Here is a 21,628-nt window from a genome sequence, read left to right on the forward strand (position 1 = left end):
AATTTTCTTTGCAAATTAACCTTTAAACACTTTTTCCATAGAAATACCTCTGTTCTGTGCTACAGTGTATGCATCTCTCAACTCACCTAAAGCTTCGATCGTAGCCTTCACAAGGTTGTGAGGGTTTGACGAGCCTTTCGATTTAGCCAATACGTCTGTTACACCTACGCTCTCAAGCACGGCACGCATCGCACCCCCTGCCTTCACCCCTGTACCGGGAGCAGCCGGGCGAATAAGTACTTCAGAACCTCCAAAACGGGCAACTTGCTCGTGAGGTACTGTTCCTTTAAGTACCGGAACTTTGATAAGGTTTTTCTTAGCAGCTTCAACTCCTTTAGCTATAGCTGTCGTTACTTCACCAGCTTTACCTAGACCCCAGCCTACTATACCATCTTCATTTCCTACAACTACGATAGCAGCGAAACTGAATGTACGTCCCCCTTTTGTTACTTTAGTAACACGGTTGATCGCAACTAGCCTGTCTTTTAATTCGATATCGTTGGTCGATTTTACTCTATTGTTAACTCCTGCCATGTCTATTAAAATTTAAGTCCACCGTTACGGGCAGCATCTGCCAATTCTTTAATTCTACCATGGTACAGGTAACCGTTACGGTCAAATACCACAGTTGTTACACCAGCTTCCTGAGCATTCTTAGCAATTAGTTCACCAACTTTCGCGGCTATTTCTTTTTTAGGAGCCTTGTCTGCTATTTTAAGAGACGAAGCCGCTGCCAAAGTCTTACCTGTAAGATCGTCGATAACCTGCGCATATATTTGCTTGTTGCTTCTGAACACTGTCAGACGCGGACGTTCGGTAGTTCCTGAGATCTTCCCGCGTACGCGTAATTTTATTTTATTTCTTTTATCTGTCTTTGTTACCATGATTACTACAGTTTATGAATTATTTACCTGCGGTTTTACCAGACTTGCGACGGATAACTTCACCTACAAAGCGTATACCTTTACCCTTATATGGTTCCGGTTTACGGAATGAGCGAATTTTCGAGCAAACCTGACCGATCAGTTGTTTATCACAAGATTCTAAAATGATTAGCGGGTTCTTGTTTCTCTCCGATTTTGTTTCAAGGCTTACTTCTTTCGGCAACATCAAAAAGATATTGTGAGTATAGCCTAATGAAAGTTCCAAGATCTGACCGTTGTTTGACGCACGGTAACCAACCCCTACTAATTCCAATTCTTTGCGATATCCTTCAGAAACTCCAACAATCATATTGTTGATCAACGATCTGTACAATCCATGCAGAGAACGGTGATTTTTTTCGTCAGACGGACGTGCTACTGATAACACACCATTTTCAACAGAGACTTTGATATCCGGATTAACTTCTTGCGATAGTTCTCCTTTTGGTCCTTTTACTGTAACTAAATTATCCTTGCCAACAGTAACGTTTACTCCGGCCGGAAGATTTATGGGTAATTTTCCTATTCTTGACATAACTTTACTATCCTCCCCTTAATTAATAAACATAACACATTACTTCGCCGCCGACTTTCAGCTCGCGAGCTTCTTTGTCTGTCATCACTCCTTTTGAGGTAGATACTACAGCTATACCCAGTCCGTTAAGGACACGAGGCAAATCTTTATACCCTACATATTTACGAAGACCTGGAGTTGAAACACGGATTAATTTCTTAATCGCGTTCACTTTATTTACAGGATCGTATTTCAAGGCTATTTTGATAGAGCCCTGAGGTCCTTCTTCTACAAACTTATAGTTAAGAATGTAGCCTTTTTCCAAGAGAATTTTTGTAATCTCTTTTTTCAAATTTGACGCCGGAATTTCTACAACTCTGTGTCCAGCCATGATGGCGTTTCTTACGCGCGTCAAATAATCTGCTATTGGATCTGTCATGATTAAATTGATTTAAATTAATCCCGCATCCGGGACAATATTTAAAAAATAATTATAAATGATGAATTAAGAATTATAAATTGGAATCAGGAATAGCATCAATCCTCAATTCATCATTTATAATTCATAATTCTTTTACCAGCTTGCTTTCTTCACTCCCGGTATTAAACCTTTAGAAGCCATTTCCCTGAATTGGATACGGGAAATTCCGAACTGGCGGATAAAGCCTTTCGGACGACCTGTAAGGCTGCAACGGTTGTGCAGACGTACCGGTGAAGCATTCTTAGGCAGAGCTTGCAGCGCTTCGTAATCGCCATCGGCTTTGAGTTGCGCTCTCTTAGCTGCATATTTAGCAACCATCTTAGCTCTTTTTACCTCACGAGCTTTCATTGATTCTTTTGCCATCTTATATCAATTCTTTTTTTGCGTTCTTAAATGGTAGTCCGAACTCTCTCAGCAGGGCATACCCTTCTTCATCCGTTTTGGCGGAAGTTACAAAGGTAATATTCATTCCCAAAATACGACTAATATTGTCAATATTAATTTCAGGGAAGATGATTTGCTCCTGGATACCCAATGTATAATTCCCTCTTCCGTCAAGCTTGCTTTCGATACCTTTAAAGTCGCGGATACGGGGCAATGCTACACGTACAAGTCTTTCAAGAAACTCGTACATTCTGTCGTGGCGCAGTGTAACCATCACACCGATAGGCATTTTCTTACGCAACTTGAAGTTCGATATATCTTTCTTAGAGTATGTCGCTACTGCTTTTTGTCCGGTGATAGTTGTGATTTCGTTAATCGCTGTTTCGATTATTTTCTTATCGGCAACTGCTATACCAAGACCTTGATTAATTACTATTTTCTTCAATACAGGAACCTGCATTGTTGATTTATAACCGAATTCTTTCATCAAAGAAGCTACAATACGGTCTTTATAATCTGTTCTAAGAGTTGTTGTATTGCTCATTATTTAATTTCCTCCCCTGATTTTTTAGCGTAACGTACTAGCTTTCCATTCACTTCTTTACGACCGACACGTGTAGGTTTTCCCGATTTAGGGTCTACTACGTTAAGGTTAGATATATGAATGGCAGCTTCTTTCTTCTCTATTCCTCCCTGAGGGCTTTTAGCGTTAGGCTTAGTAGATTTGGATACCATGTTCAGGCCTTCAACGATAGCGCGGTTCTTTTCAACCAACACTTTCAGCACGCGGCCGGTTTTACCTTTGTCGACACCGGTATTCACATAAACTATATCGCCTTTTTTGATATGTAATTTACTCATTGCTTTTTTAGTTTTATGGATTATAGTACCTCTGGTGCCAACGAAACGATTTTCATATTAGTTGCGCGAAGTTCACGGGCAACTGGTCCGAAAATACGGCTTCCTCTGATTTCACCTGCTGCGTTTAGCAATACACAAGCATTGTCATCGAAACGGATATAAGAACCGTCTACACGGCGGATTTCTTTTTTAGTACGCACGATGATAGCTTTTGTTACAGCACCTTTCTTAATATCACTCGAAGGGATTACATTCTTGATAGCAACCACAATCACATCCCCTACAGACGCATAACGTCTTCTTGTACCGCCTAATACGCGGATACATAAGCATTCTCTAGCCCCACTGTTATCAGTAACTACTAGTCTTGATTCTTGTTGTATCATAATTATTTAGCCCTTTCGATTATTTCGATTAATCTCCATCTTTTAGTTTTACTCAACGGACGAGTTTCCATGATGCGTACTGTGTCGCCGATGTTACACTCGTTCTTTTCGTCATGAGCATGATATTTCTTCGTTTTGTTAACGAATTTTCCATAAATAGGGTGTTTTTCTTTCCATTTTACAGCTACTGTGATGGTTTTGTCCATCTTGTTGCTGAAAACGACCCCGAATCTTTCTTTTCTTAAATTTCTCGTTTCCATCAGCTCTTATTTATTTTTTAGTTCTCTGTGGCGGATCTCTGTTAAGAAACGTGCTATATCGCGACGCTTTTCTTTAATCTTAGTCGGAGCATCCAATGGAGATACACTGTGGTTTAACACCAATTGGTTTAATGCTATTCTTTCAGCATCTAATCTTTCTTTCAATTCTTTGTCCGAAAGTTCTCTTACTTCTGCAATTTTCATACTTCTTAAGCGTTTTGAGTTAAGTCATAATCTCTGCGAACTATAAATTTAGTAGTCACAGGAAGCTTTTGTGCTGCAAGGCGCAATGCTTCTTTTGCCACATCATAAGATACTCCTTCGATTTCGAATAGTATTCTACCAGGTGTAACCGGTGCAACGAACCCTTCAGGAGATCCCTTACCTTTACCCATGCGGACTTCGGCAGGTTTCTTAGTGATTGGTTTGTCAGGGAAAATTCTAACCCAAACTTGTCCTTGACGCTGCATGTAACGAGTTACTGCAATACGGGCCGCTTCTATCTGGCGCCCTGTGATCCATTTGTTCTCCAGGGTTTTGATGCCAAACGAACCGAAAGCCAGTTCATGCCCTCTCTGAGCATTACCTTTCATACGACCTTTTTGCTGTCTTCTGAATTTTGTTTTCTTCGGTTGTAACATTTTACTTCAAACGTTTTTTTAATTACTTTCTCTTATTTCTCTTGAAACCTTTTCCCTGTTCTCTGTCGCCTCTGTCGTTACGACGGTCACCGCCACCTCTGTTGTTAGAGTGGCCACCATCTTTAGACGCAACAAATGAAGGTGCAAGGTCTTTCTTGCCGTAAACTTCTCCACGGCAAATCCATACTTTGATACCTATCAAACCAACTTTTGTCAATGCTTCGGCATGTGCATAGTCGATATCGGCACGGAATGTATGAAGTGGAGTACGTCCTTCTTTATACATTTCCGAACGAGCCATTTCCGCTCCGTTCAAACGGCCTGAAATCTGAATCTTGATACCTTCGGCACCCATTCTGATCGTAGAAGCGATAGCCATTTTGATAGCACGGCGATAGGCGATTTTGCCTTCCACCTGACGCGCTACATTGTTAGCTACGATAACTGCATCCAGCTCAGGTTTTTTGATTTCGAAAATATTGATTTGAATATCTTTATCTGTAATTTTCTTCAACTCTTCTTTCAGCTTGTCTACTTCCTGTCCGCCTTTACCGATAATGATACCCGGACGTGCTGTACAAACTGTAATAGTTACAAGTTTCAGTGTTCTTTCGATAACGATACGCGATACACTGGCTTTAGCTAGACGGGCATTCAGATATTTACGGATTTTGCTGTCTTCCAGCAGTGTGTTGCCGTAACTTTTGCCTCCATACCAGTTAGAGTCCCATCCTCTGATGATTCCTAAACGATTTGCTATTGGATTTACTTTTTGTCCCATCTGCTATTAATTTTGATTTTCTTTATTTAGTGTATCTACGTGAAGGGTCACATGGTTTGAACGCTTACGTATTCTGTAACCTCTTCCCTGTGGAGCAGGACGCATTCTTTTCAGCATTGCGCCACCATCTACGTTTATCAATGATACAAATAGCTCACCACTTTCTGCTTTACGTTCATTTTTAGCTTCCCAGTTTGCGATAGCTGAACGCAATAGTTTTTCTAATTTGGCAGCAGCTTCTTTATTTGAGTATTTCAATACACCAAGCGCTCTGAATGCCTCCATTCCACGGATCATGTCAGCCACAAGGCGCATTTTGCGTGGTGAAGTCGGTACATCGTTCAACTTGGCAAAAGAAATGGTTTTTTGAGCTTCCTTTCTTTTTTCAGCTGTTATTCTTTTTCTAGCACCCATTATTTTTAATGTTTTCTTTTAATTAATTTATTGGCTTCTGCTCCAATTATTTTTTCTTGTTACCTCCGTGTCCACGGAATGTACGTGTGAGGGAGAATTCTCCTAATTTATGTCCTACCATATTTTCTGTCACATATACCGGAATGAATTTGTTTCCGTTGTGAACAGCAATAGTGTGACCTACAAAGTCAGGAGAGATCATTGAAGCCCTTGCCCATGTCTTAACTACAGCTTTTTTACCTGACTCATTCATGGCCAAGACTTTTTTCTCAAGCTTAACATTAATATACGGGCCTTTTTTTAACGAACGACTCATAATTTCTTAATTAATCAGGTTATTATTTCTTTCTTCTTTCGATTATGTACTTAGAAGAATGTTTCTTAGGAGCTCTAGTCTTAAGACCCTTAGAATACAATCCTTTACGTGATCTTGGGTGTCCTCCCGAAGCGCGACCTTCACCACCACCCATTGGGTGATCGACAGGGTTCATTACAACACCACGGTTGCGAGGGCGACGTCCAAGCCAGCGAGAGCGTCCGGCTTTACCTGATTTTTCAAGAGCATGATCTGAATTACCTACACTGCCTACAGTAGCTTTACAAGCCAATAGGATCTTGCGTGTTTCGCCCGAAGGCATTCTGATGATAGCATAGTCTCCTTCACGGGAAGTCAACTGAGCAAATCCACCTGCCGAACGAACCATTTTAGCTCCTTGTCCGGGACGTAATTCGATATTATGAATAACTGTACCAATCGGAATTTTTGCCAGAGGCAATGTATTTCCGACTTCAGGAGCAGCATCAACTCCCGATATCACTGTCTGACCTACTACCAATCCCTGAGGAGCCAGGATATATGTCTTTGCTCCGTCAGCGTAATATAACAATGCGATACGAGCCGAACGGTTCGGATCGTATTCTATTGATTTTACAGTGGCTGGTATTCCGTCTTTTGTTCTCTTGAAGTCGATTAGCCTCAATTGTCTTTTGTGACCACCACCAAGATAACGCATAGTCATCTTTCCCTGGTTGTTACGGCCACCTGACGCTTTTTTACCGACTACAAGGGATTTTTCTGGTACACTTGCAGTGATTTCTTCGAATGTACCAATAATTTTGTGTCTCTGCCCCGGTGTTGTGGGCTTTAATTTACGTACTGCCATTTTTTATTTAGATATTACTAAAAAAGTCTATACTCTCACCTTGTTTAAGGGTGATTATTGCTTTCTTGAAAGCCGAAGTTTTACCACTGATTACACCTGCTTTAGTGTAACGGCTTTTGCGCTTTCCGTCGTATTTGATCGTGTTCACTGACTCAACTGTTACGCCGTAAAGCTCTTCTATAGCTTTCTTAATCTCCGCTTTGTTTGCATCTGGAGCAACACGAAAACCATAACGATTAGGGAATTTCTCCGAAATCGCAGTTTGTTTTTCTGTTAATATTGGTTTAATTATAATTCCCATAGTATCCTCCTTATGCTTTTAAAAGGTTATCTATAACAGCAACCGATGACTCAGCCAATACCAGACTTGAACAGTTAAGTATTGAGTAAGTATTTAAATCAGAAGCTTTTACAACTTTTACTCTTTCTAAATTACGAGCCGACAAATATACATTTTTATTTTGGTCTGGCAAAACTAGAAGTATCTTTTTATCAGCCACTTGCAAATTTTTAGTCAATGCTACGAAATCCTTAGTTTTCGGCGCATCGAAAGAAAAGTCTTCAACTATTACGATCTGGTTACCTTTTGCTTTGGTAGCAAGAGCAGATTTACGGGCAAGCTGTTTTACTTTCTTATTTAATTTGAAGCTGTAATCTCTTGGTTTTGGACCGAATACACGGGCACCCCCGACCAATACCGGAGAGTTGATGTCACCACGACGTGCACCACCTCCACCTTTCTGGCGGATCAGTTTGCGTGTACTTCCCGACATTTCACTTCTTTCTTTAGATTTGTGAGTCCCCTGACGTTGGTTTGCCAGGTATTGTTTCACATCCAGCCAAAGAACGTGCTCGTTAGGTTCAATTCCATAAATAGCATCGTTCAACGCTACTTTTTTACCGGTATCTTTACCGTTTTTATCTAATACACTCAGTTCCATTATTTCTCAATTATTACGATTGAACCTTTACTTCCCGGTACAGAGCCTTTAATCAACAAAAGATTGTGTTCCGGAATCACTTTAATTACTTCAAGGTTTTGGACAGTTGTGCGTACATTACCCATTTGTCCGCCCATTCTTGTTCCCTTAAATACCTTCGCAGGGTAAGAACAAGCACCGATAGAACCCGGAGCACGAAGACGGTTGTGTTGTCCCAAAGTAGCCTGTCCTACCCCACCGAAATTGTGGCGTTTAACTACCCCCTGGAATCCTTTACCTTTCGATGTTCCGATAACATCTACATACTGTGCGTCTTCCAAGAAGTCTACAGTAAGTACATCGCCTAGTTTGCGACCTTCAATTCCTTTGAACTCGGCCAAGTGTCTTTGAGGTGCTACTCCAGCTTTCTTGAAATGACCGGCTTGCGGCTTGGCTGTGTGTTTGTCTTTCTTTTCAACAAACCCTAGCTGTAAAGCTTCGTAACCGTCTTTCTCAACTGTTTTTACCTGAGTAACAACACAAGGACCCACTTCGATAACAGTGCATGGAATATTTTTTCCCTCGGCACTGAAAACGGATGTCATTCCGATTTTTTTTCCTAATAATCCTGGCATTTCTCTTAATTATTTATTTAAACTAGTATAAAAATTCATCAAACTTTGATTTCAACTTCAACGCCACTTGGCAACTCAAGTTTCATCAGCGCATCTACTGTTTTAGCTGTAGAGCTGTAGATATCGATCAGTCTTTTATAAGAAGACAGCTCAAATTGCTCGCGGGACTTCTTGTTAACGAAAGTTGAACGGTTTACAGTAAAGATACGTTTGTGTGTTGGTAACGGAATTGGACCGCTGACTACTGCACCTGTTGCTTTTACCGTTTTAACGATTTTCTCGGCAGACTTGTCTACCAGCATGTAATCGTAAGATTTTAGTTTAATCCTGATTTTTTGACTCATTGTCTGTTTTTAATTAGTTATTCAAAAATTTATTGTATAAAATAGATTCAGACTGCGATTAAGAGTCATTTACTAACCGCAGTCTGGATTTTATTATTTGATCAGATCGACACGTCCTTTAACCTCAGTCAATACCTGGCGCGCAATCGACGGAGATACTACCTCGTAGTGAGAGAACGTCATAGCTGAAGTTGCCCTACCTGATGTAATTGTTCTCAACGACGTTACATAGCCAAACATTTCCGCCAAAGGCACTTTCGCTTTCACGATGCGTGCGCCGGAACGGCTCGATTCCATACCTTCTACTTGCCCGCGGCGTTTGTTCAGGTCGGAAATCACATCACCCATACTTTCTTCCGGAGTAACGACCTCCAGTTTCATGATAGGTTCCTGTAATACCGGGCTTGCTTTCTCACAAGCATTTTTGAAAGCAAACTTAGCTGCAAGTTCGAATGACAACTGGTCAGAGTCCACTGTATGGTATGAACCGTCTACAAGGACTACTTTCAGTTTATCAAGCGCATATCCTGCAAGTACACCATTTTTCATTGCAGCAGCAAATCCTTTCTGTACAGAAGGGATAAATTCTTTCGGAACGTTACCACCTTTTACTTCATCGATGAATTGCAATTCACCTTCAAAGCCTGCATCTGTAGGACCAACTTTAACAATGATATCGGCAAACTTACCACGACCTCCCGATTGTTTCTTATAAACTTCGCGAAGCTCCACTGTCTGGGAGATCGCTTCTTTATAGGATACCTGAGGGCGTCCCTGGTTACATTCTACTTTGAACTCGCGTTTCAGACGGTCAATGATAATTTCCAGGTGAAGCTCACCCATACCTTCGATGATTGTCTGGCCTGAATCTTCATCGGTATGCACACGGAATGTCGGATCTTCTTCTGATAGTTTAGCAAGACCATTAGAAAGCTTATCCACATCCTTTTGAGTGATAGGCTCAATTGCTATTCCGATAACCGGTTCAGGGAAGTCCATAGACTCAAGAACGATAGGATGGTTCTCATCACACAATGTATCACCTGTACGGATATCTTTAAATCCTACACCTGCGCCTATATCACCACAACCAATCACATCCTTCGGATTCTGTTTGTTTGAGTGCATCTGGAATAGACGGGAAATACGTTCTTTCTTTTCGGAACGGGTATTATATACATAAGAACCGGCTGCCAGTTCTCCCGAATATACACGGAAGAAACATAAACGTCCTACAAACGGGTCAGTAGCGATCTTAAACGCCAAAGCACACATAGGTTCGTCCGGACTAGGGTGACGTACGATTGTATTTCCGTTTCTCGGATCTGTACCTTCGATAGCTAATGTATCGATAGGGCTGGGAAGGAATTTACATACGCCGTCCAGTAATGGCTGTACACCTTTGTTTTTGAATGAAGAACCGCAAAACATCGGGTTGATCTGCATTGAAAGAGTTCCTATACGAAGTGCTGCAAGAATTTCGTCTTCAGTAATGGAAGAAGGATCATCGAAGAATTTCTCCATCAGTGTTTCATCACATTCAGCGGCTTTTTCAAGCATTTTTTCTCTCCACTCCTGAGCTTCCGCCAGGTATTCTGCCGGAATTTCATCCAGTTCGTAGTCAGCGCCCATAGTTTCATCGTGCCAGTACATCGCCTTCATTTTCACTAAGTCGACGATTCCTTTGAAGTTTTCTTCTGCACCGATAGGAATCTGTACCGGACAAGGATTTCCGTTCAGCATTTCTTTTATCTGGCGAACTACTTCAAAAAAGTCTGCACCCGAACGGTCCATCTTATTCACATAACACATACGAGGCACATCGTATTTGTCAGCCTGACGCCACACTGTTTCCGACTGGGGCTCTACCCCGCTTACGGCATCGTAAGCAGCGATAGCTCCGTCGAGGATACGGAGTGAACGCTCTACCTCTACCGTAAAGTCAACGTGTCCGGGAGTATCTATAAGGTTGATTTTAAACACCTCATTATTATACTTCCAGCTCGCAGTGGTAGCAGCAGATGTGATGGTGATACCACGTTCCTGTTCTTGTTCCATCCAGTCCATAGTGGCAGCGCCATCATGTACCTCACCGATCTTATGAGTAAGACCTGTGTAGAACAAAATACGTTCGGAGGTAGTGGTTTTACCGGCATCAATGTGAGCCATGATGCCTATATTTCTTGTATTTCTTAAATTGTCGATAATTTTTGCCATCGGTTTATAGCTCTTTCCTTTTTGTTAAAATCTGAAATGAGCGAAAGCACGGTTAGCCTCAGCCATTTTGTGCATATCCTCTTTTCTTTTATATGCGCCTCCCTGGCCATTAAATGCATCCGTAATTTCAGCGCCTAATTTATCAGCCATAGTCTTCCCGCCTCTCTTACGAGCATACAGGATAAGATTTTTCATACAGATTGATTCTTTGCGATCAGGGCGAATTTCGGTAGGAACCTGAAATGTTGCACCACCTACACGGCGAGACTTCACTTCTACTTGCGGAGTTACATTATCCAATGCTGCTTTCCATATCTCAAGAGCAGACTTTTCTTCGTTTGGTAGTTTTTTCTTTACAATTTCTAATGCTGTATAGAAAATATCGAACGCAGTCGATTTTTTACCATCGTACATCAAGTGGTTAACAAATTTTGTAACCTTTACATCACCGAAAACAGGATCCGGGAGGATCTGTCTTTTCTTTGGTTTTGCCTTTCTCATTGTTTACTTAAAAAAATTTTGTTTTTGTTTTTGGTTGCCAATTTTCTGATGTCTTCAACGGTTCCGCCGAACCATTTACTCAACCCATGTATAGCCTATCCAATAAACTTAAACCGTTTTAATACTTAATTAAAAATCTCGGTTAAAGGGATTGCTTCAGGGATTATTTTTTCTTACCCCCTTTAGCTGGTGCACCTTTAGCTGGCGCTGCTCCCGGTTTAGGACGTTTTGCTCCGTACTTAGAGCGACGTTGTGTACGACCGTTAACACCGGCTGTATCCAATGTTCCGCGAACAATGTGATAACGAACTCCGGGCAGGTCTTTCACACGGCCACCTCTAACAAGTACAATCGAGTGCTCCTGCAAGTTATGCCCTTCTCCGGGAATATAAGCATTAACCTCTTTTGTGTTTGTTAAGCGCACACGTGCTACTTTACGCATCGCTGAGTTAGGTTTCTTAGGAGTAGTTGTGTACACGCGAATACAAACACCTCTGCGTTGAGGGCAAGAATCCAATGCACGGGATTTACTCTTTTCAACCAAAACAGTACGTCCTTTTCTTACTAATTGTTGAATCGTAGGCATCTTGTTTTAATCTTTAGAACTTTAAATTCAATTTTTATTATACATTTTACTTTACCGAATAACACAATAAACAGAAGCTATTTCAATGACAATCAAATGTTTGCCACCAAAACAAGCCTCTTTTCATGCTTTATTCGGGTTGCAAATGTAGACATAATCAGTAAGATACACAAATAATTACAAAAGAAAATGAATATATCTGCCTAAAATACAAAGGCGGGGAAGCCTGCCGCTTCCCCGCCTTCATTATATTATCTATATCAAAGTTTTCAGAACGAGAAATCTACCCCGGCTGCAAATACTTTATTGGTACGGGAGAATACATCTTTACCCGAAAGGTAGACGACAGGGTCTGATCCCGGAATGGAAGCATATTTTGCATTTTCTTTGTCCCAATCGGAATAGGTTGTCCAGAAATAGCCTATATTTATCATTACATTCTTTGCTACATTCACAGCACCACCAAAACCTATCGAGTATGAGTTGATAGAGAAGCTAAGATCCTTTTGGTAATCATCTGTAACCCCATATCGTGTTATCTGTCCGCCTGCACTAACCAGAAACATACTATTTATACGAAATTCAAGTCCTGCAAGATATTCATTTGTACCTCCATTAATAAATTTTTGCTTATCATCAGCCATTTTAGCGTCCGAATCAAAGAAATGATGATAGCCAACACTAGCCAGGAATTGAGGTGTTATCTGATATGATGCTCCGACTGTAAACAAAGAAGGTATATCATGCGGAGTATTTACACCATCCTTAAACTGCGCCAGTCCTCCATCTTTGCCATCTATTGTTTTACTTTCAACATTAAGGCTTGTTTTAAATTCATACTTCATACCAATATTAAGAGCCTTACAATTAAAGTTTAGTCCAAGGATAGGCGCAACTCCCCATCCTGTTTGCTTATTATCAATTTCTCTGTCAGCAACCATAGCAGCCAGTTCCGGTTTTCCTGCAGCTGTAAGGAAATCAGTAGCAAGCATCATCCCCCCCGTAGGGTTTACCAGTGGATGCTGTGGATTTACTTTTACATTTTTCAGATAGCCTTCGTAGCCATTATTCACGATATTGAGGCGGAAGCCGGCATATGCGGAAAACATATCATTGATTGCATAACTCCCACCCATCTGAGCTCCATAGATAAATGACGACCCTCTCATATATGCATCGACAGAATATTGAGTTGTAGGTACCCCCATTGCACTTATTGCTGTAGGCAATACTGCCAGCTGTGATTCAAAAGACGGTAAGCCATCATTAAATGTAGCCTTACCACCGCCTCCTGTAACCGCGATATTTCCGGAGAGCACCCATTTCCCTGTTTTATAGGCAGCTTGCAGGCTCGGTATTATCGGCGCCGAGGCCGTTCCCTTGAATTCTTTTGTAGCATTGCCGCCATATCCTGCGAAAGGCGCGAAAGTGGAAGTAATTGTCCTTGTCTGGAAAGCACTTTGATTGGAAAACGAAAAGTGGAATCCATCGTTCAGCTTCACCAGTCCGGCCGGATTAGTATATGCCGCATCGATCTGCAATGAAGCATCGCGGGCAACCATTCTGATAAAGTGGGCACTTTGATTGGTATTGGTCAATATTCCTCCTGCGAAAATAAAAGAGGCCTGACATAGAGATAAAATGGTTATCAGTATCGATTTCTTATTCATTATTAATAAAATTAGTTAAATGAGGGGACAAAGATATGAGTATTATATTAGTTTCAAAAGAAACCATGTTAAAAATATGACTTTATCTTACTGATAATCAAATATTTGTTGTCTATGCAACTAAATTAAATATCTAATATCTTGACTCAATAACATTTACATTCAAGAAAAAAAATGTACCTTTGCAACACTAAAAAACGATATAACTATGAGACTTATACGTCTTTTCACCATTCTCTATCACTGAGGGATTCCTCATTCCTCACAATCCTTAATTTTAATTAAGGTAAAATCATTTTCACACACATTTGTTTAATAAACAGCAAATCGCAGACATATACCGGTTTGTTTAACACACAGCTCTTTATAGCAGAGTAACTATATTTATGAATAATTGGAAAAGAACGTTTATCATCATATGGTCGGGACAGTTTTTCTCTACACTGACCAGTTCCATAGTGGGTTTTGCAGTTGTATTCTGGCTTAGTATAAAAACCGGTTCGCCCGAAGTCCTGGCCTCAGCCATGATTGCCGTACTGCTTCCTTTCATTATTCTCGGCCTGTTCACAGGGGTATATGTAGACCGCTGGGACAGAAAACGCACAATGATACTTGCCGACAGCTTTGTTGCTCTCTGTTCGGCAGCACTGGGAATTCTTTTTTATCTGGAAATGACCCCTTTGTGGCTCATCTACCTTCTGCTGGCATTACGCTCGGCAGGCAGCGCATTCCATATGCCTGCCATGCAGGCATCCGTCCCGTTGCTGGCTCCCGAGAGCGAGTTGATGCGCATTGCGGGAATAAACCAGATGATACAGTCCATCAGCAATATTGCGGGCCCGGCGCTGGGTGCTGTACTCATATCGCTTTTAAGCATGACTTATGTAATGATGTTCGATGTGTTGGGTGCGGCAATAGCTTGTACCTCTCTCTTATTTGTTAAAATACCAAATCCGGAAAAGAAAGAGGACATCGAGCCTAACGTATGGCTGGAGGTGAAAGAGGGGGTCAGGCACCTGTTTATGAACAGGGGAATTACCTATCTTATGGTATCGGTAATAGGGATCACATTCTTTATAGTGCCTATTGCAGCCCTTTACCCGCTGATGACGACAAGTTACTTCGGTGGAAATGCCTACCAGATGGGGCTGGTGGAAACGGCATGGGGTATCGGCATGCTGGTAGGAGGAGCAGTCCTCAGCCTCAAATTTATGAAGACTACGAATAAGGTTGTAAGTATGAATATCGTAGCCATGGGGCTGGGTATAACATATTGGGCCATGGGCATATTACCTACGTCAGGCTTCGCCATGTTTGTTGTACTGACCTCTATCAGCGGGGTGGCAGGTTCCATATACTGGAGCTCTTTCACAGTAATATTGCAAACCAAAATAGATCCCGCCGCGCTGGGGCGTGTATTTTCCATATACGATAGTGTAAGCCTGCTGCCAACGATACCGGGATTACTTGCCACGGGATTTATTGCCGAAAAAATAGGGCTTCTCAATGCATTTATCATAGCAGGAGTGGCAACCCTTGCCATAGGTGCAATTGCCAGTTTCATTCCTGTAATAAAAAGACTAGGCTATACTACGAAGGGAGCGAAAGAATGAATCCGTTAAATTAACGTAATTAAATAGCCCCTTTATCCGGATCATAAAACTAATAGCCGAAAGTAAATGTTGTAATTGAATACAAAGGTTTACTTCGCATAATTAACCCCTTAATTATATTGGCTATGAGTAATGATATAAAAAAGCCTCTGAACTATCTGGAGGACCCGCACCTTAGTAAGAAAACCAAAGCTTTTCTTAAAGTATTGAATGCCGCCGGCAAGCCGGTAGAATCGCTCCCTGTACCCGATGCCCGCAATGTACTGATACAAGCACAGGCTTCTGTAAAGGTAGATTTGTCGGGAATCGACGAATCGGAAAAGACAATCACAGCGGACGGATATACGATCAAGTTGAACATAGTACGTCCGAAAGGAGTAAAGGACAAACTACCCGTATTTATCTTTATTCATGGCGGAGGATGGGTATTAGGCGACTATCCGACACATCAGCGTCTCGTGCGTGATTTGGTCGTAGAATCAGGATACGCTTCCGTTTTTGTAAACTATTCATTATCACCCGAAGCTAAATTTCCGCAGGCTGTCAACGAAGTGTATGCTGCTACAAAGTGGGTTGCAACCCACGGCGACGAAATCAACGTAGACGGTAAACGGCTGGCTGTAGTAGGCAACAGTGCCGGAGGGAACATGACTACTGTTACCTGCATCAAGGCTAAAGAGAATAACGGGCCCCATATCAAGGTACAGATACTTCTATGGCCTGTCACCGATGCAAGCACCGATTATGAGTCATTCAAACTATATGGTAAAGAGAGATTCCTCACAACATCCCTCCTCGACTGGATGGCAGGACAATACATCTCAAAACCTGAAGATGCCAAAAGTATTTACCTGTCCCCATTATTAGCATCCATAGAGCAACTCAAAGATTTGCCGCCCACCCTTATAGAAGTAGCTGAAAACGACATACTTAGGGATGAAGGCGAAGCCTACGGGCGAAAACTGGATGAAGCCGGCGTGGATGTAACCACTGTACGGTTCAATAGTGCAATCCATGACTGGGGCATGCTCAACGGGCTAGCCGATACACCGGAAACGAAAGCACTGATCCTGTTGTCCGCTGCGACACTGAAAAAATATCTGAAATAAAAAATTCGCAATATAACATAGAGACGGCTGTTCAAATTGAATAGCTGTTCTCTTATCAGATCACCAGATCTCCTGTGAAGTCTGTATAAATTGACTCACAATATTCCTGTACTGTTCTACACCGATAGAAATATTTTTAGCGGAATTGGCTGTCCCTATCCCGTATACAACCAGAGGCGTTTTCCAGACCATGCCCGCATATATAGCTCCCGCCTGATAAGGACGCAGCAATTCATCCACTGTAAAGCCTATTTTGCCTCCGCTCCTGTATGCCTCCTGATTCCATCCGGTCGTGGTAACCACCATAAACGGTTTACCTGCGATAGCCGGAGTTTTTGCCAAAGAATTCATCACCTCGTCTTGCCACTCTTTTAGTTTCGCAGGTGCAGACATCCAGTAGAAAGGGAATTGAAAAATGACAAATGATGCTTTGGCCATAATATTCGCCCAATCCGTAACTGTATATTCCTTATCGCCATATAAGTTGTACAAATCTACATCGACAGGGTTATATACGGCATCCAGCAAGGCTTTATTAGCTTCCGATTCGTTCCAGTCAGGGTGTGCCAATAGAATGACAACCTTATTCTTTTCATTTCTGTTTTCCAGTTCCATGTGTGATTTTTTTAGAATTAGAATGCGAAGTTCTCCTTCTACAAATATACATTTTTTTTCAATAGTGTTATCTTCAATGTAATATTTGATTAAAAATTTTGCTTTATCTGGTAAAGTTACCTATATTACTCACAGGCAAACTATTACATATATTACACAGAAGCAAATCAAAGCAATGTATCCAGCTGTTTCATCCACAAAGCCACTGCGGCATCGCTCGGCATACGCCAGTCACCCCGTGGCGACAGGTTGACCGAACCCACTTTCGGCCCGTCGGGCAGGCAAGAGCGTTTAAACTGCTGGGAAAAGAACCGCCGGAAGAATGTCCGGAGCCATTTCAGTATCACTTCATTTTCATACTGCCCCCTGAATGCATGTTTTGCCAGATAATAGATTTTAGCAGGGGAGAAACCGAAACGAAGTACATAATATAAAAAGAAATCGTGCAGAATATAAGGTCCTACCACATCTTCTGTTCTCTGTGCTATTGTCCCATCCTCCGCCGCAGGCAGCAATTCGGGGCTGACAGGTGTATCCACCACATCTTCCAAAATTATTTTTGACGCTCGATCCATCTGTGTTTCAGCAACCCACGACACAAGGGTACGCACCAGTGTTTTCGGAATACCCGTGTTCACGGCATACATCGACATATGGTCACCGTTGTAAGTACACCAGCCCAGAGCCAGCTCTGAAAGGTCACCTGTACCGACAACCAGGCCATTCACCTTGTTGGCATAGTCCATCAGTATCTGTGTACGTTCGCGCGCCTGTGAATTTTCGTATGTTATATCATGTATGCCTGCATCATGCTCTATATCTTTGAAATGCTGGACAACCGCGTCCCTAATCGATATCTCTTTGATAGTAACACCTAATGACCGCATCAGCTTTATGGCATTGGTATAGGTACGGTCGGTAGTTCCGAATCCGGGCATTGTAATACCATAGATACCTTCGCGAGACAGGTTCAGTTTATCAAATGTCTTCACCAGTACCAGTAATGCAAGGGTAGAATCGAGTCCGCCCGACACGCCTATCACAGCGGTCTTGCCATTCACATGCAGCATCCTCTTTGCCAGACCGCCCACCTGCATGGAAAAGATTTCATCGCAGCGTTCGTCCAGTGTAGCATCCTGTGCCGGGACAAACGGGGTGGACGAAACATAGCGGTTGAGTGCAAATTCTTTTTCCTCCTTATTTATATCTATGTCTATCTCTTCGAATTGTATATTATCCAACACCCTGTACTCTGATAATGAGAATGATTTATTTCTCAACCTGTCATTTCTCAACCGTTCTATATCTATATCTGCCGTTATCAGCTGGCTGTCGAATGAGAAGCGTTCCGCTTCGGCAAGTACAGACCCGTTCTCGGCTATCAGACTGCTGCCTGCAAAAATAATATCGGTAGTGGATTCTCCAGCTCCGGCAGCTGCATAGACATACCCGGCAATGCAACGAGCCGACTGCTGATTCACCAGCGCTTTGCGATATGCATGCTTTCCTGTGGTCTCATTACTTGCCGACAGGTTGAATATAACTTCAGCTCCGCTCAACGCAGATGCACAGGAAGGAGGAACAGGCGTCCACAAATCTTCACATATTTCTATGGCAAAGCTGAATCCGGGCGTTCTGAATATCAGATTAATTCCTACAGGCACACACTGCCCGCAGAGGGATGCCGACTGTGCTTTCAATTCCTCTGACGAAGAAAACCAGCGTTTTTCGTAAAACTCATTATAATTGGGCAGGAACGTTTTCGGTACTGCTCCACGAATATACCCGGCACCGATAACTACCGCCATATTATAAAGTCTGCCCGATATTTCGACCGGCACGCCTACAATGGCTGTAACTGACAAGTCACGTGTAGCATCACATATTCGTTGCAGTGACTTCTCCGCTTCTTCGAGAAGCAGCCTTTGCAGAAACAGGTCGCCGCAGGTGTAGGCCGTGATGCCCAATTCGGGGAATACAATGACCGAAACACCCTTACTTTGCGCTTCATTTATTTGTTTCAGTATCTCGTCTGTATTATAGTCACAATCCGCCACCTTCAGTGAAGGGCTGGCAGCCGCAACGCGGACAAATCCGTAGTTATTCATATGAGCAATATATTTTTACAATCACAAACTTACAAAAGTTTTTTATGTTGTTTATCAGTTTCTTTTAGACAAACCCATGAAAATTGGTAACTTCTATAATTATCAGTTATTTTTTACATTAATTAACCATATATTGTTAAAACCTGACACTTCTGACACATTTTTCATTATTTTTATTCTGTCATTTTTGCATTCATTAACCATGTATGGCTAAATATCTTCGCCGCAAGGGACACAAAGGTTTACACAAAGAACACTATATAAAAGGTAACTTTTCAGTAAACAGTCATCAGTTAACAATAAACAACCTGTAAGATGTAAAAACTTTGCGTCTTTGCGTGAAACAAAACAGGGCGCCAGCTAACTCGTAACTATTTCAAAAAAGTTACAAAAGTTACACTTTTTCCACTATTTTATTATCTGTTACTTTTTCCCTCTATGTAAGTCCCCCTTTGGGACAGGGCTGTTAAGTTCTGGATTCTGTTCCATTATTTTCTGCTGTCATCCTGAGTGGAACGAAGGATCTCGACCCTGAGAAACGGGATGTTTGCCTCGCCTTCGCTTCGGCGATTTGCAATTCACTTCGTTCAACATGACACAGAGGGTATAAGAAATCAGAACTTAACAGCCCTGCCCCGGAGGGGAGATTGGAGGGGCCAATCAATACTTCAAAGAACTACAAGCTAACAGCTAAAGGCTAATAGCTTACTATTACATAGATAAACTTCTACAAAAAGAATAAAACCTCATGCATTTGAACCAAAAATATATACCTTTGTTATATCTTAAAAAAAGTAAATATTATGGGATTCGATATCAGTTTAACGCAAATCTTAAGTGCATTTGTTGTCTTGTTCGTTCTAATCGACGTATCGGGCTCTATCCCTATATTTCTGAGTTTCAAGGGAGAAGGACGGGATGTTAACCCATTACAGGCAGCTATCTACTCATTTATCATAATGACAGCTTTCCTGTTTATCGGAAACTGGGTATTGAAATTATTCAATGTCGATGTCTCATCCTTTGCCGTTGCCGGAGCACTGGTTATCTTCATCATATCCATAGAGATGATATTCGGCGTGGAAGTTTTCAAAAATGATGCTCCTGGCGGCTCAAAGACACTTGTCCCCATTGTTTTTCCCTTAATAGCCGGACCCGGTACATTTACGGTGTTGTTATCTATGCGTGCAGAATATGATGTATCGAATATTATTATCGCCCTGTTCCTGAATATGATAATCGTATTCCTTGTGCTCAGGTACCTCAATGTAGTGGAAAAGATACTGGGCATAGGCGGAGTCTACGTCCTGCGAAAATTTTTCGGGGTCATCGTTATGGCGATTGCCGTAAGGTTATTTACCGCAAACATCAATGCACTGCTGGACAGCTTGCAGCAATAAATAGAAGAGGCTGTCCCAAAAGTAATATTACACTATCAAAGTGTTACCCTCTTTGTCATTGGCTCCGCTTCGCTCTGCCGAACGTTGTTTCTGAGTGTAACGAAGAATCTCGGCCCTCCGGATACGAGATGTTTCACTCCGTTCAACATGACAAAATGATATGAAAAAATACTTTTGGGACAACCTCTTCTCTATATTAATTTTAGTCGTATCGTCAATAAAAATCAATGATTGGCATAATATATTATTTCTTCAATAACACCTTATCTATGGCCTCTTTCAGTGCAGGCTTAGGCAATGCGCCCTGGGCCATCTGAGGCTGTTCCTCACCCATAGGCACAAACAACAGGCTCGGGATACTTCTGATTCCGAACAAGGCTGCAAGTTCCTGTTCTTCCTCCGTATTTATCTTATATATATAAATCTCGCCGTCATATTCTGCTGCCAGTTCTTCCAGTACGGGAGCAATGGCTTTACACGGGCCACACCAGTCGGCATAAAAGTCTATCAGCGCGGGTTTATCGCCCAGATATTTGAATTCACCCGGATTAGCCTCATAATTAGCTACTTTTTTCAAAAAGTCTATTTTATTCAAATGTATTGTTTTCATTTTAGTCTCCTTTTTTGCTGGTTCTTTTGTTTGAGTATTCTTTGTTTGTCCGTTGCAGGAACTGAATGTCAGTCCGGCTATAAACAGCGTCAATAAAATATGTTTCATAACTTCCTTCTGTTATTTTTCGTTTGTTTTTTCTGTTGTCTGTTCATAATCCACAGTGCTGGCCTGGCAGTATCCTGTAACACAACACGATGATAAAATATAGATTATAAGCATTGCAAATACCATGCCCTTAATACAGACAGGCAGCATACTCCATTTATTCACTATCTTGCTCATTCCTTGTTTCTTTTCTGAAAAGGCTGAGCAGCAAGCCTCCTGTCACTGCTCCCCAGATCATACTGCTTACAGGTGAAGCCGTAATAGGACATGTACCGCTGCTGCACCCGATAAAGTACCAGTACAGATAACCGGTGACAGCGCCGGAAGCGGCTCCGGCGAGATATGTCCAGTTTCGTTTCAATATGGTTATTATTTTCTCCATTG

30 protein-coding genes are annotated in these 21,628 nt (G+C 41.8%); 3 read left to right on the top strand and 27 right to left on the bottom strand.

Annotation, left to right across the window (positions count from 1 at the left end; genetic code table 11):
- Positions 1 to 15: 15 nt before the first annotated feature.
- From rpsE to ACFO6W_RS14195, 23 genes are all read right to left on the bottom strand, one after another.
- The gene (gene rpsE, locus ACFO6W_RS14085) at positions 16 to 534 is read right to left on the bottom strand and encodes a 30S ribosomal protein S5 (protein ID WP_006800244.1); all 519 of its coding nucleotides are present in this window, start codon (positions 532 to 534) and stop codon (positions 16 to 18) included.
- A 5-nt stretch (positions 535 to 539) separates the two neighbouring features.
- Complete coding sequence (rplR, locus tag ACFO6W_RS14090; protein WP_379997490.1) at positions 540 to 884, bottom strand: 50S ribosomal protein L18; 345 nt, start codon at positions 882 to 884, stop codon at positions 540 to 542.
- Positions 885 to 903: 19 nt separating this feature from the next.
- Entirely contained in the window at positions 904 to 1,458 is a 555-nt protein-coding gene (gene rplF, locus ACFO6W_RS14095; protein WP_291108957.1) for a 50S ribosomal protein L6, read from the bottom strand.
- Positions 1,459 to 1,480: 22 nt separating this feature from the next.
- On the bottom strand, positions 1,481 to 1,876 hold the full coding sequence (gene rpsH, locus ACFO6W_RS14100; protein ID WP_379997492.1) for a 30S ribosomal protein S8: 396 nt from the start codon (positions 1,874 to 1,876) through the stop codon (positions 1,481 to 1,483).
- A gap of 135 nt (positions 1,877 to 2,011) precedes the next feature.
- Complete coding sequence (rpsN, locus tag ACFO6W_RS14105; protein WP_379997494.1) at positions 2,012 to 2,281, bottom strand: 30S ribosomal protein S14; 270 nt, start codon at positions 2,279 to 2,281, stop codon at positions 2,012 to 2,014.
- Position 2,282: 1 nt separating this feature from the next.
- Complete coding sequence (rplE, locus tag ACFO6W_RS14110) at positions 2,283 to 2,846, bottom strand: 50S ribosomal protein L5 (RefSeq protein ID WP_291108953.1); 564 nt, start codon at positions 2,844 to 2,846, stop codon at positions 2,283 to 2,285.
- Positions 2,846 to 3,163: a 50S ribosomal protein L24 gene (gene rplX, locus ACFO6W_RS14115; RefSeq protein ID WP_379997497.1), complete on the bottom strand. Its 318-nt coding sequence runs from the start codon at positions 3,161 to 3,163 to the stop codon at positions 2,846 to 2,848. The genes rplE and rplX overlap by 1 nt, the downstream gene beginning before the upstream one ends.
- Before the next feature lie 20 nt (positions 3,164 to 3,183).
- Positions 3,184 to 3,549, bottom strand: a complete 366-nt coding sequence (rplN, locus tag ACFO6W_RS14120; RefSeq protein WP_006800251.1) for a 50S ribosomal protein L14 — start codon at positions 3,547 to 3,549, stop codon at positions 3,184 to 3,186.
- A 2-nt stretch (positions 3,550 to 3,551) separates the two neighbouring features.
- On the bottom strand, positions 3,552 to 3,809 hold the full coding sequence (gene rpsQ / locus ACFO6W_RS14125) for a 30S ribosomal protein S17 (protein ID WP_006800252.1): 258 nt from the start codon (positions 3,807 to 3,809) through the stop codon (positions 3,552 to 3,554).
- Positions 3,810 to 3,815: 6 nt separating this feature from the next.
- Entirely contained in the window at positions 3,816 to 4,013 is a 198-nt protein-coding gene (gene rpmC / locus ACFO6W_RS14130) for a 50S ribosomal protein L29 (RefSeq protein ID WP_296941741.1), read from the bottom strand.
- Between the two features lie 5 nt (positions 4,014 to 4,018).
- Positions 4,019 to 4,450 (bottom strand): 50S ribosomal protein L16, encoded by a 432-nt coding sequence (gene rplP / locus ACFO6W_RS14135; protein ID WP_006800254.1) that lies wholly within the window; start codon positions 4,448 to 4,450, stop codon positions 4,019 to 4,021.
- Positions 4,451 to 4,472: 22 nt separating this feature from the next.
- Complete coding sequence (gene rpsC / locus ACFO6W_RS14140) at positions 4,473 to 5,231, bottom strand: 30S ribosomal protein S3 (protein WP_291111230.1); 759 nt, start codon at positions 5,229 to 5,231, stop codon at positions 4,473 to 4,475.
- Positions 5,232 to 5,237: 6 nt separating this feature from the next.
- Complete coding sequence (rplV, locus tag ACFO6W_RS14145) at positions 5,238 to 5,645, bottom strand: 50S ribosomal protein L22 (RefSeq protein WP_379997501.1); 408 nt, start codon at positions 5,643 to 5,645, stop codon at positions 5,238 to 5,240.
- Positions 5,646 to 5,691: 46 nt separating this feature from the next.
- Complete coding sequence (rpsS, locus tag ACFO6W_RS14150; protein ID WP_006800257.1) at positions 5,692 to 5,961, bottom strand: 30S ribosomal protein S19; 270 nt, start codon at positions 5,959 to 5,961, stop codon at positions 5,692 to 5,694.
- A gap of 22 nt (positions 5,962 to 5,983) precedes the next feature.
- A complete protein-coding gene (rplB, locus tag ACFO6W_RS14155) occupies positions 5,984 to 6,808 on the bottom strand; it encodes a 50S ribosomal protein L2 (RefSeq protein WP_379997503.1) in 825 nt (274 codons plus the stop codon).
- A gap of 7 nt (positions 6,809 to 6,815) precedes the next feature.
- Positions 6,816 to 7,109 (bottom strand): 50S ribosomal protein L23, encoded by a 294-nt coding sequence (gene rplW, locus ACFO6W_RS14160; RefSeq protein ID WP_379997505.1) that lies wholly within the window; start codon positions 7,107 to 7,109, stop codon positions 6,816 to 6,818.
- A 10-nt stretch (positions 7,110 to 7,119) separates the two neighbouring features.
- Positions 7,120 to 7,749 (bottom strand): 50S ribosomal protein L4, encoded by a 630-nt coding sequence (rplD, locus tag ACFO6W_RS14165; RefSeq protein WP_006800260.1) that lies wholly within the window; start codon positions 7,747 to 7,749, stop codon positions 7,120 to 7,122.
- Complete coding sequence (gene rplC, locus ACFO6W_RS14170; RefSeq protein ID WP_006800261.1) at positions 7,749 to 8,363, bottom strand: 50S ribosomal protein L3; 615 nt, start codon at positions 8,361 to 8,363, stop codon at positions 7,749 to 7,751. Before rplC ends, rplD begins: the two co-directional genes overlap by 1 nt.
- 38 nt (positions 8,364 to 8,401) lie before the next feature.
- Positions 8,402 to 8,707 carry a 30S ribosomal protein S10 gene (gene rpsJ / locus ACFO6W_RS14175; RefSeq protein WP_006800262.1) on the bottom strand — a complete coding sequence of 102 codons (306 nt, stop codon included), beginning with the start codon at positions 8,705 to 8,707 and terminating at the stop codon, positions 8,402 to 8,404.
- A gap of 93 nt (positions 8,708 to 8,800) precedes the next feature.
- Complete coding sequence (gene fusA / locus ACFO6W_RS14180; RefSeq protein WP_379997508.1) at positions 8,801 to 10,924, bottom strand: elongation factor G; 2,124 nt, start codon at positions 10,922 to 10,924, stop codon at positions 8,801 to 8,803.
- Between the two features lie 24 nt (positions 10,925 to 10,948).
- On the bottom strand, positions 10,949 to 11,425 hold the full coding sequence (gene rpsG, locus ACFO6W_RS14185) for a 30S ribosomal protein S7 (protein ID WP_006800264.1): 477 nt from the start codon (positions 11,423 to 11,425) through the stop codon (positions 10,949 to 10,951).
- 163 nt (positions 11,426 to 11,588) lie between these two features.
- Entirely contained in the window at positions 11,589 to 12,011 is a 423-nt protein-coding gene (gene rpsL, locus ACFO6W_RS14190) for a 30S ribosomal protein S12 (protein WP_006800265.1), read from the bottom strand.
- 269 nt (positions 12,012 to 12,280) lie between these two features.
- On the bottom strand, positions 12,281 to 13,681 hold the full coding sequence (locus ACFO6W_RS14195) for an OmpP1/FadL family transporter (protein ID WP_379997511.1): 1,401 nt from the start codon (positions 13,679 to 13,681) through the stop codon (positions 12,281 to 12,283).
- A 386-nt stretch (positions 13,682 to 14,067) separates the two neighbouring features.
- On the opposite strand from ACFO6W_RS14195, the gene ACFO6W_RS14200 reads away from it, so the two are divergent.
- Both ACFO6W_RS14200 and ACFO6W_RS14205 read left to right on the top strand, forming a co-directional pair.
- Positions 14,068 to 15,294: an MFS transporter gene (locus ACFO6W_RS14200; RefSeq protein ID WP_379997513.1), complete on the top strand. Its 1,227-nt coding sequence runs from the start codon at positions 14,068 to 14,070 to the stop codon at positions 15,292 to 15,294.
- Positions 15,295 to 15,419: 125 nt separating this feature from the next.
- Positions 15,420 to 16,403: an alpha/beta hydrolase gene (locus tag ACFO6W_RS14205; RefSeq protein ID WP_379997515.1), complete on the top strand. Its 984-nt coding sequence runs from the start codon at positions 15,420 to 15,422 to the stop codon at positions 16,401 to 16,403.
- 60 nt (positions 16,404 to 16,463) lie between these two features.
- On the opposite strand, the gene ACFO6W_RS14210 is transcribed toward ACFO6W_RS14205, so the two are convergent.
- Positions 16,464 to 17,018, bottom strand: coding sequence for an NAD(P)H-dependent oxidoreductase (locus tag ACFO6W_RS14210; protein WP_379997517.1), 555 nt, complete (start codon positions 17,016 to 17,018; stop codon positions 16,464 to 16,466).
- A 167-nt stretch (positions 17,019 to 17,185) separates the two neighbouring features.
- Entirely contained in the window at positions 17,186 to 19,126 is a 1,941-nt protein-coding gene (locus ACFO6W_RS14215) for an NAD(+) synthase (RefSeq protein ID WP_379997519.1), read from the bottom strand.
- 803 nt (positions 19,127 to 19,929) lie between these two features.
- Here ACFO6W_RS14215 and ACFO6W_RS14220 point away from each other — a divergent pair.
- Positions 19,930 to 20,526 (top strand): MarC family protein, encoded by a 597-nt coding sequence (locus tag ACFO6W_RS14220; protein ID WP_006800272.1) that lies wholly within the window; start codon positions 19,930 to 19,932, stop codon positions 20,524 to 20,526.
- Between the two features lie 244 nt (positions 20,527 to 20,770).
- On the opposite strand, the gene trxA is transcribed toward ACFO6W_RS14220, so the two are convergent.
- On the bottom strand, positions 20,771 to 21,244 hold the full coding sequence (gene trxA / locus ACFO6W_RS14225) for a thioredoxin (RefSeq protein ID WP_379997521.1): 474 nt from the start codon (positions 21,242 to 21,244) through the stop codon (positions 20,771 to 20,773).
- Positions 21,245 to 21,401: 157 nt separating this feature from the next.
- A complete protein-coding gene (locus tag ACFO6W_RS14230) occupies positions 21,402 to 21,626 on the bottom strand; it encodes a hypothetical protein (protein ID WP_379997523.1) in 225 nt (74 codons plus the stop codon).
- Positions 21,627 to 21,628 lie beyond the last annotated feature (2 nt).

It is taken from the genome of Dysgonomonas termitidis (assembly GCF_042654545.1).
GTDB lineage: Bacteria > Bacteroidota > Bacteroidia > Bacteroidales > Dysgonomonadaceae > Dysgonomonas > Dysgonomonas termitidis.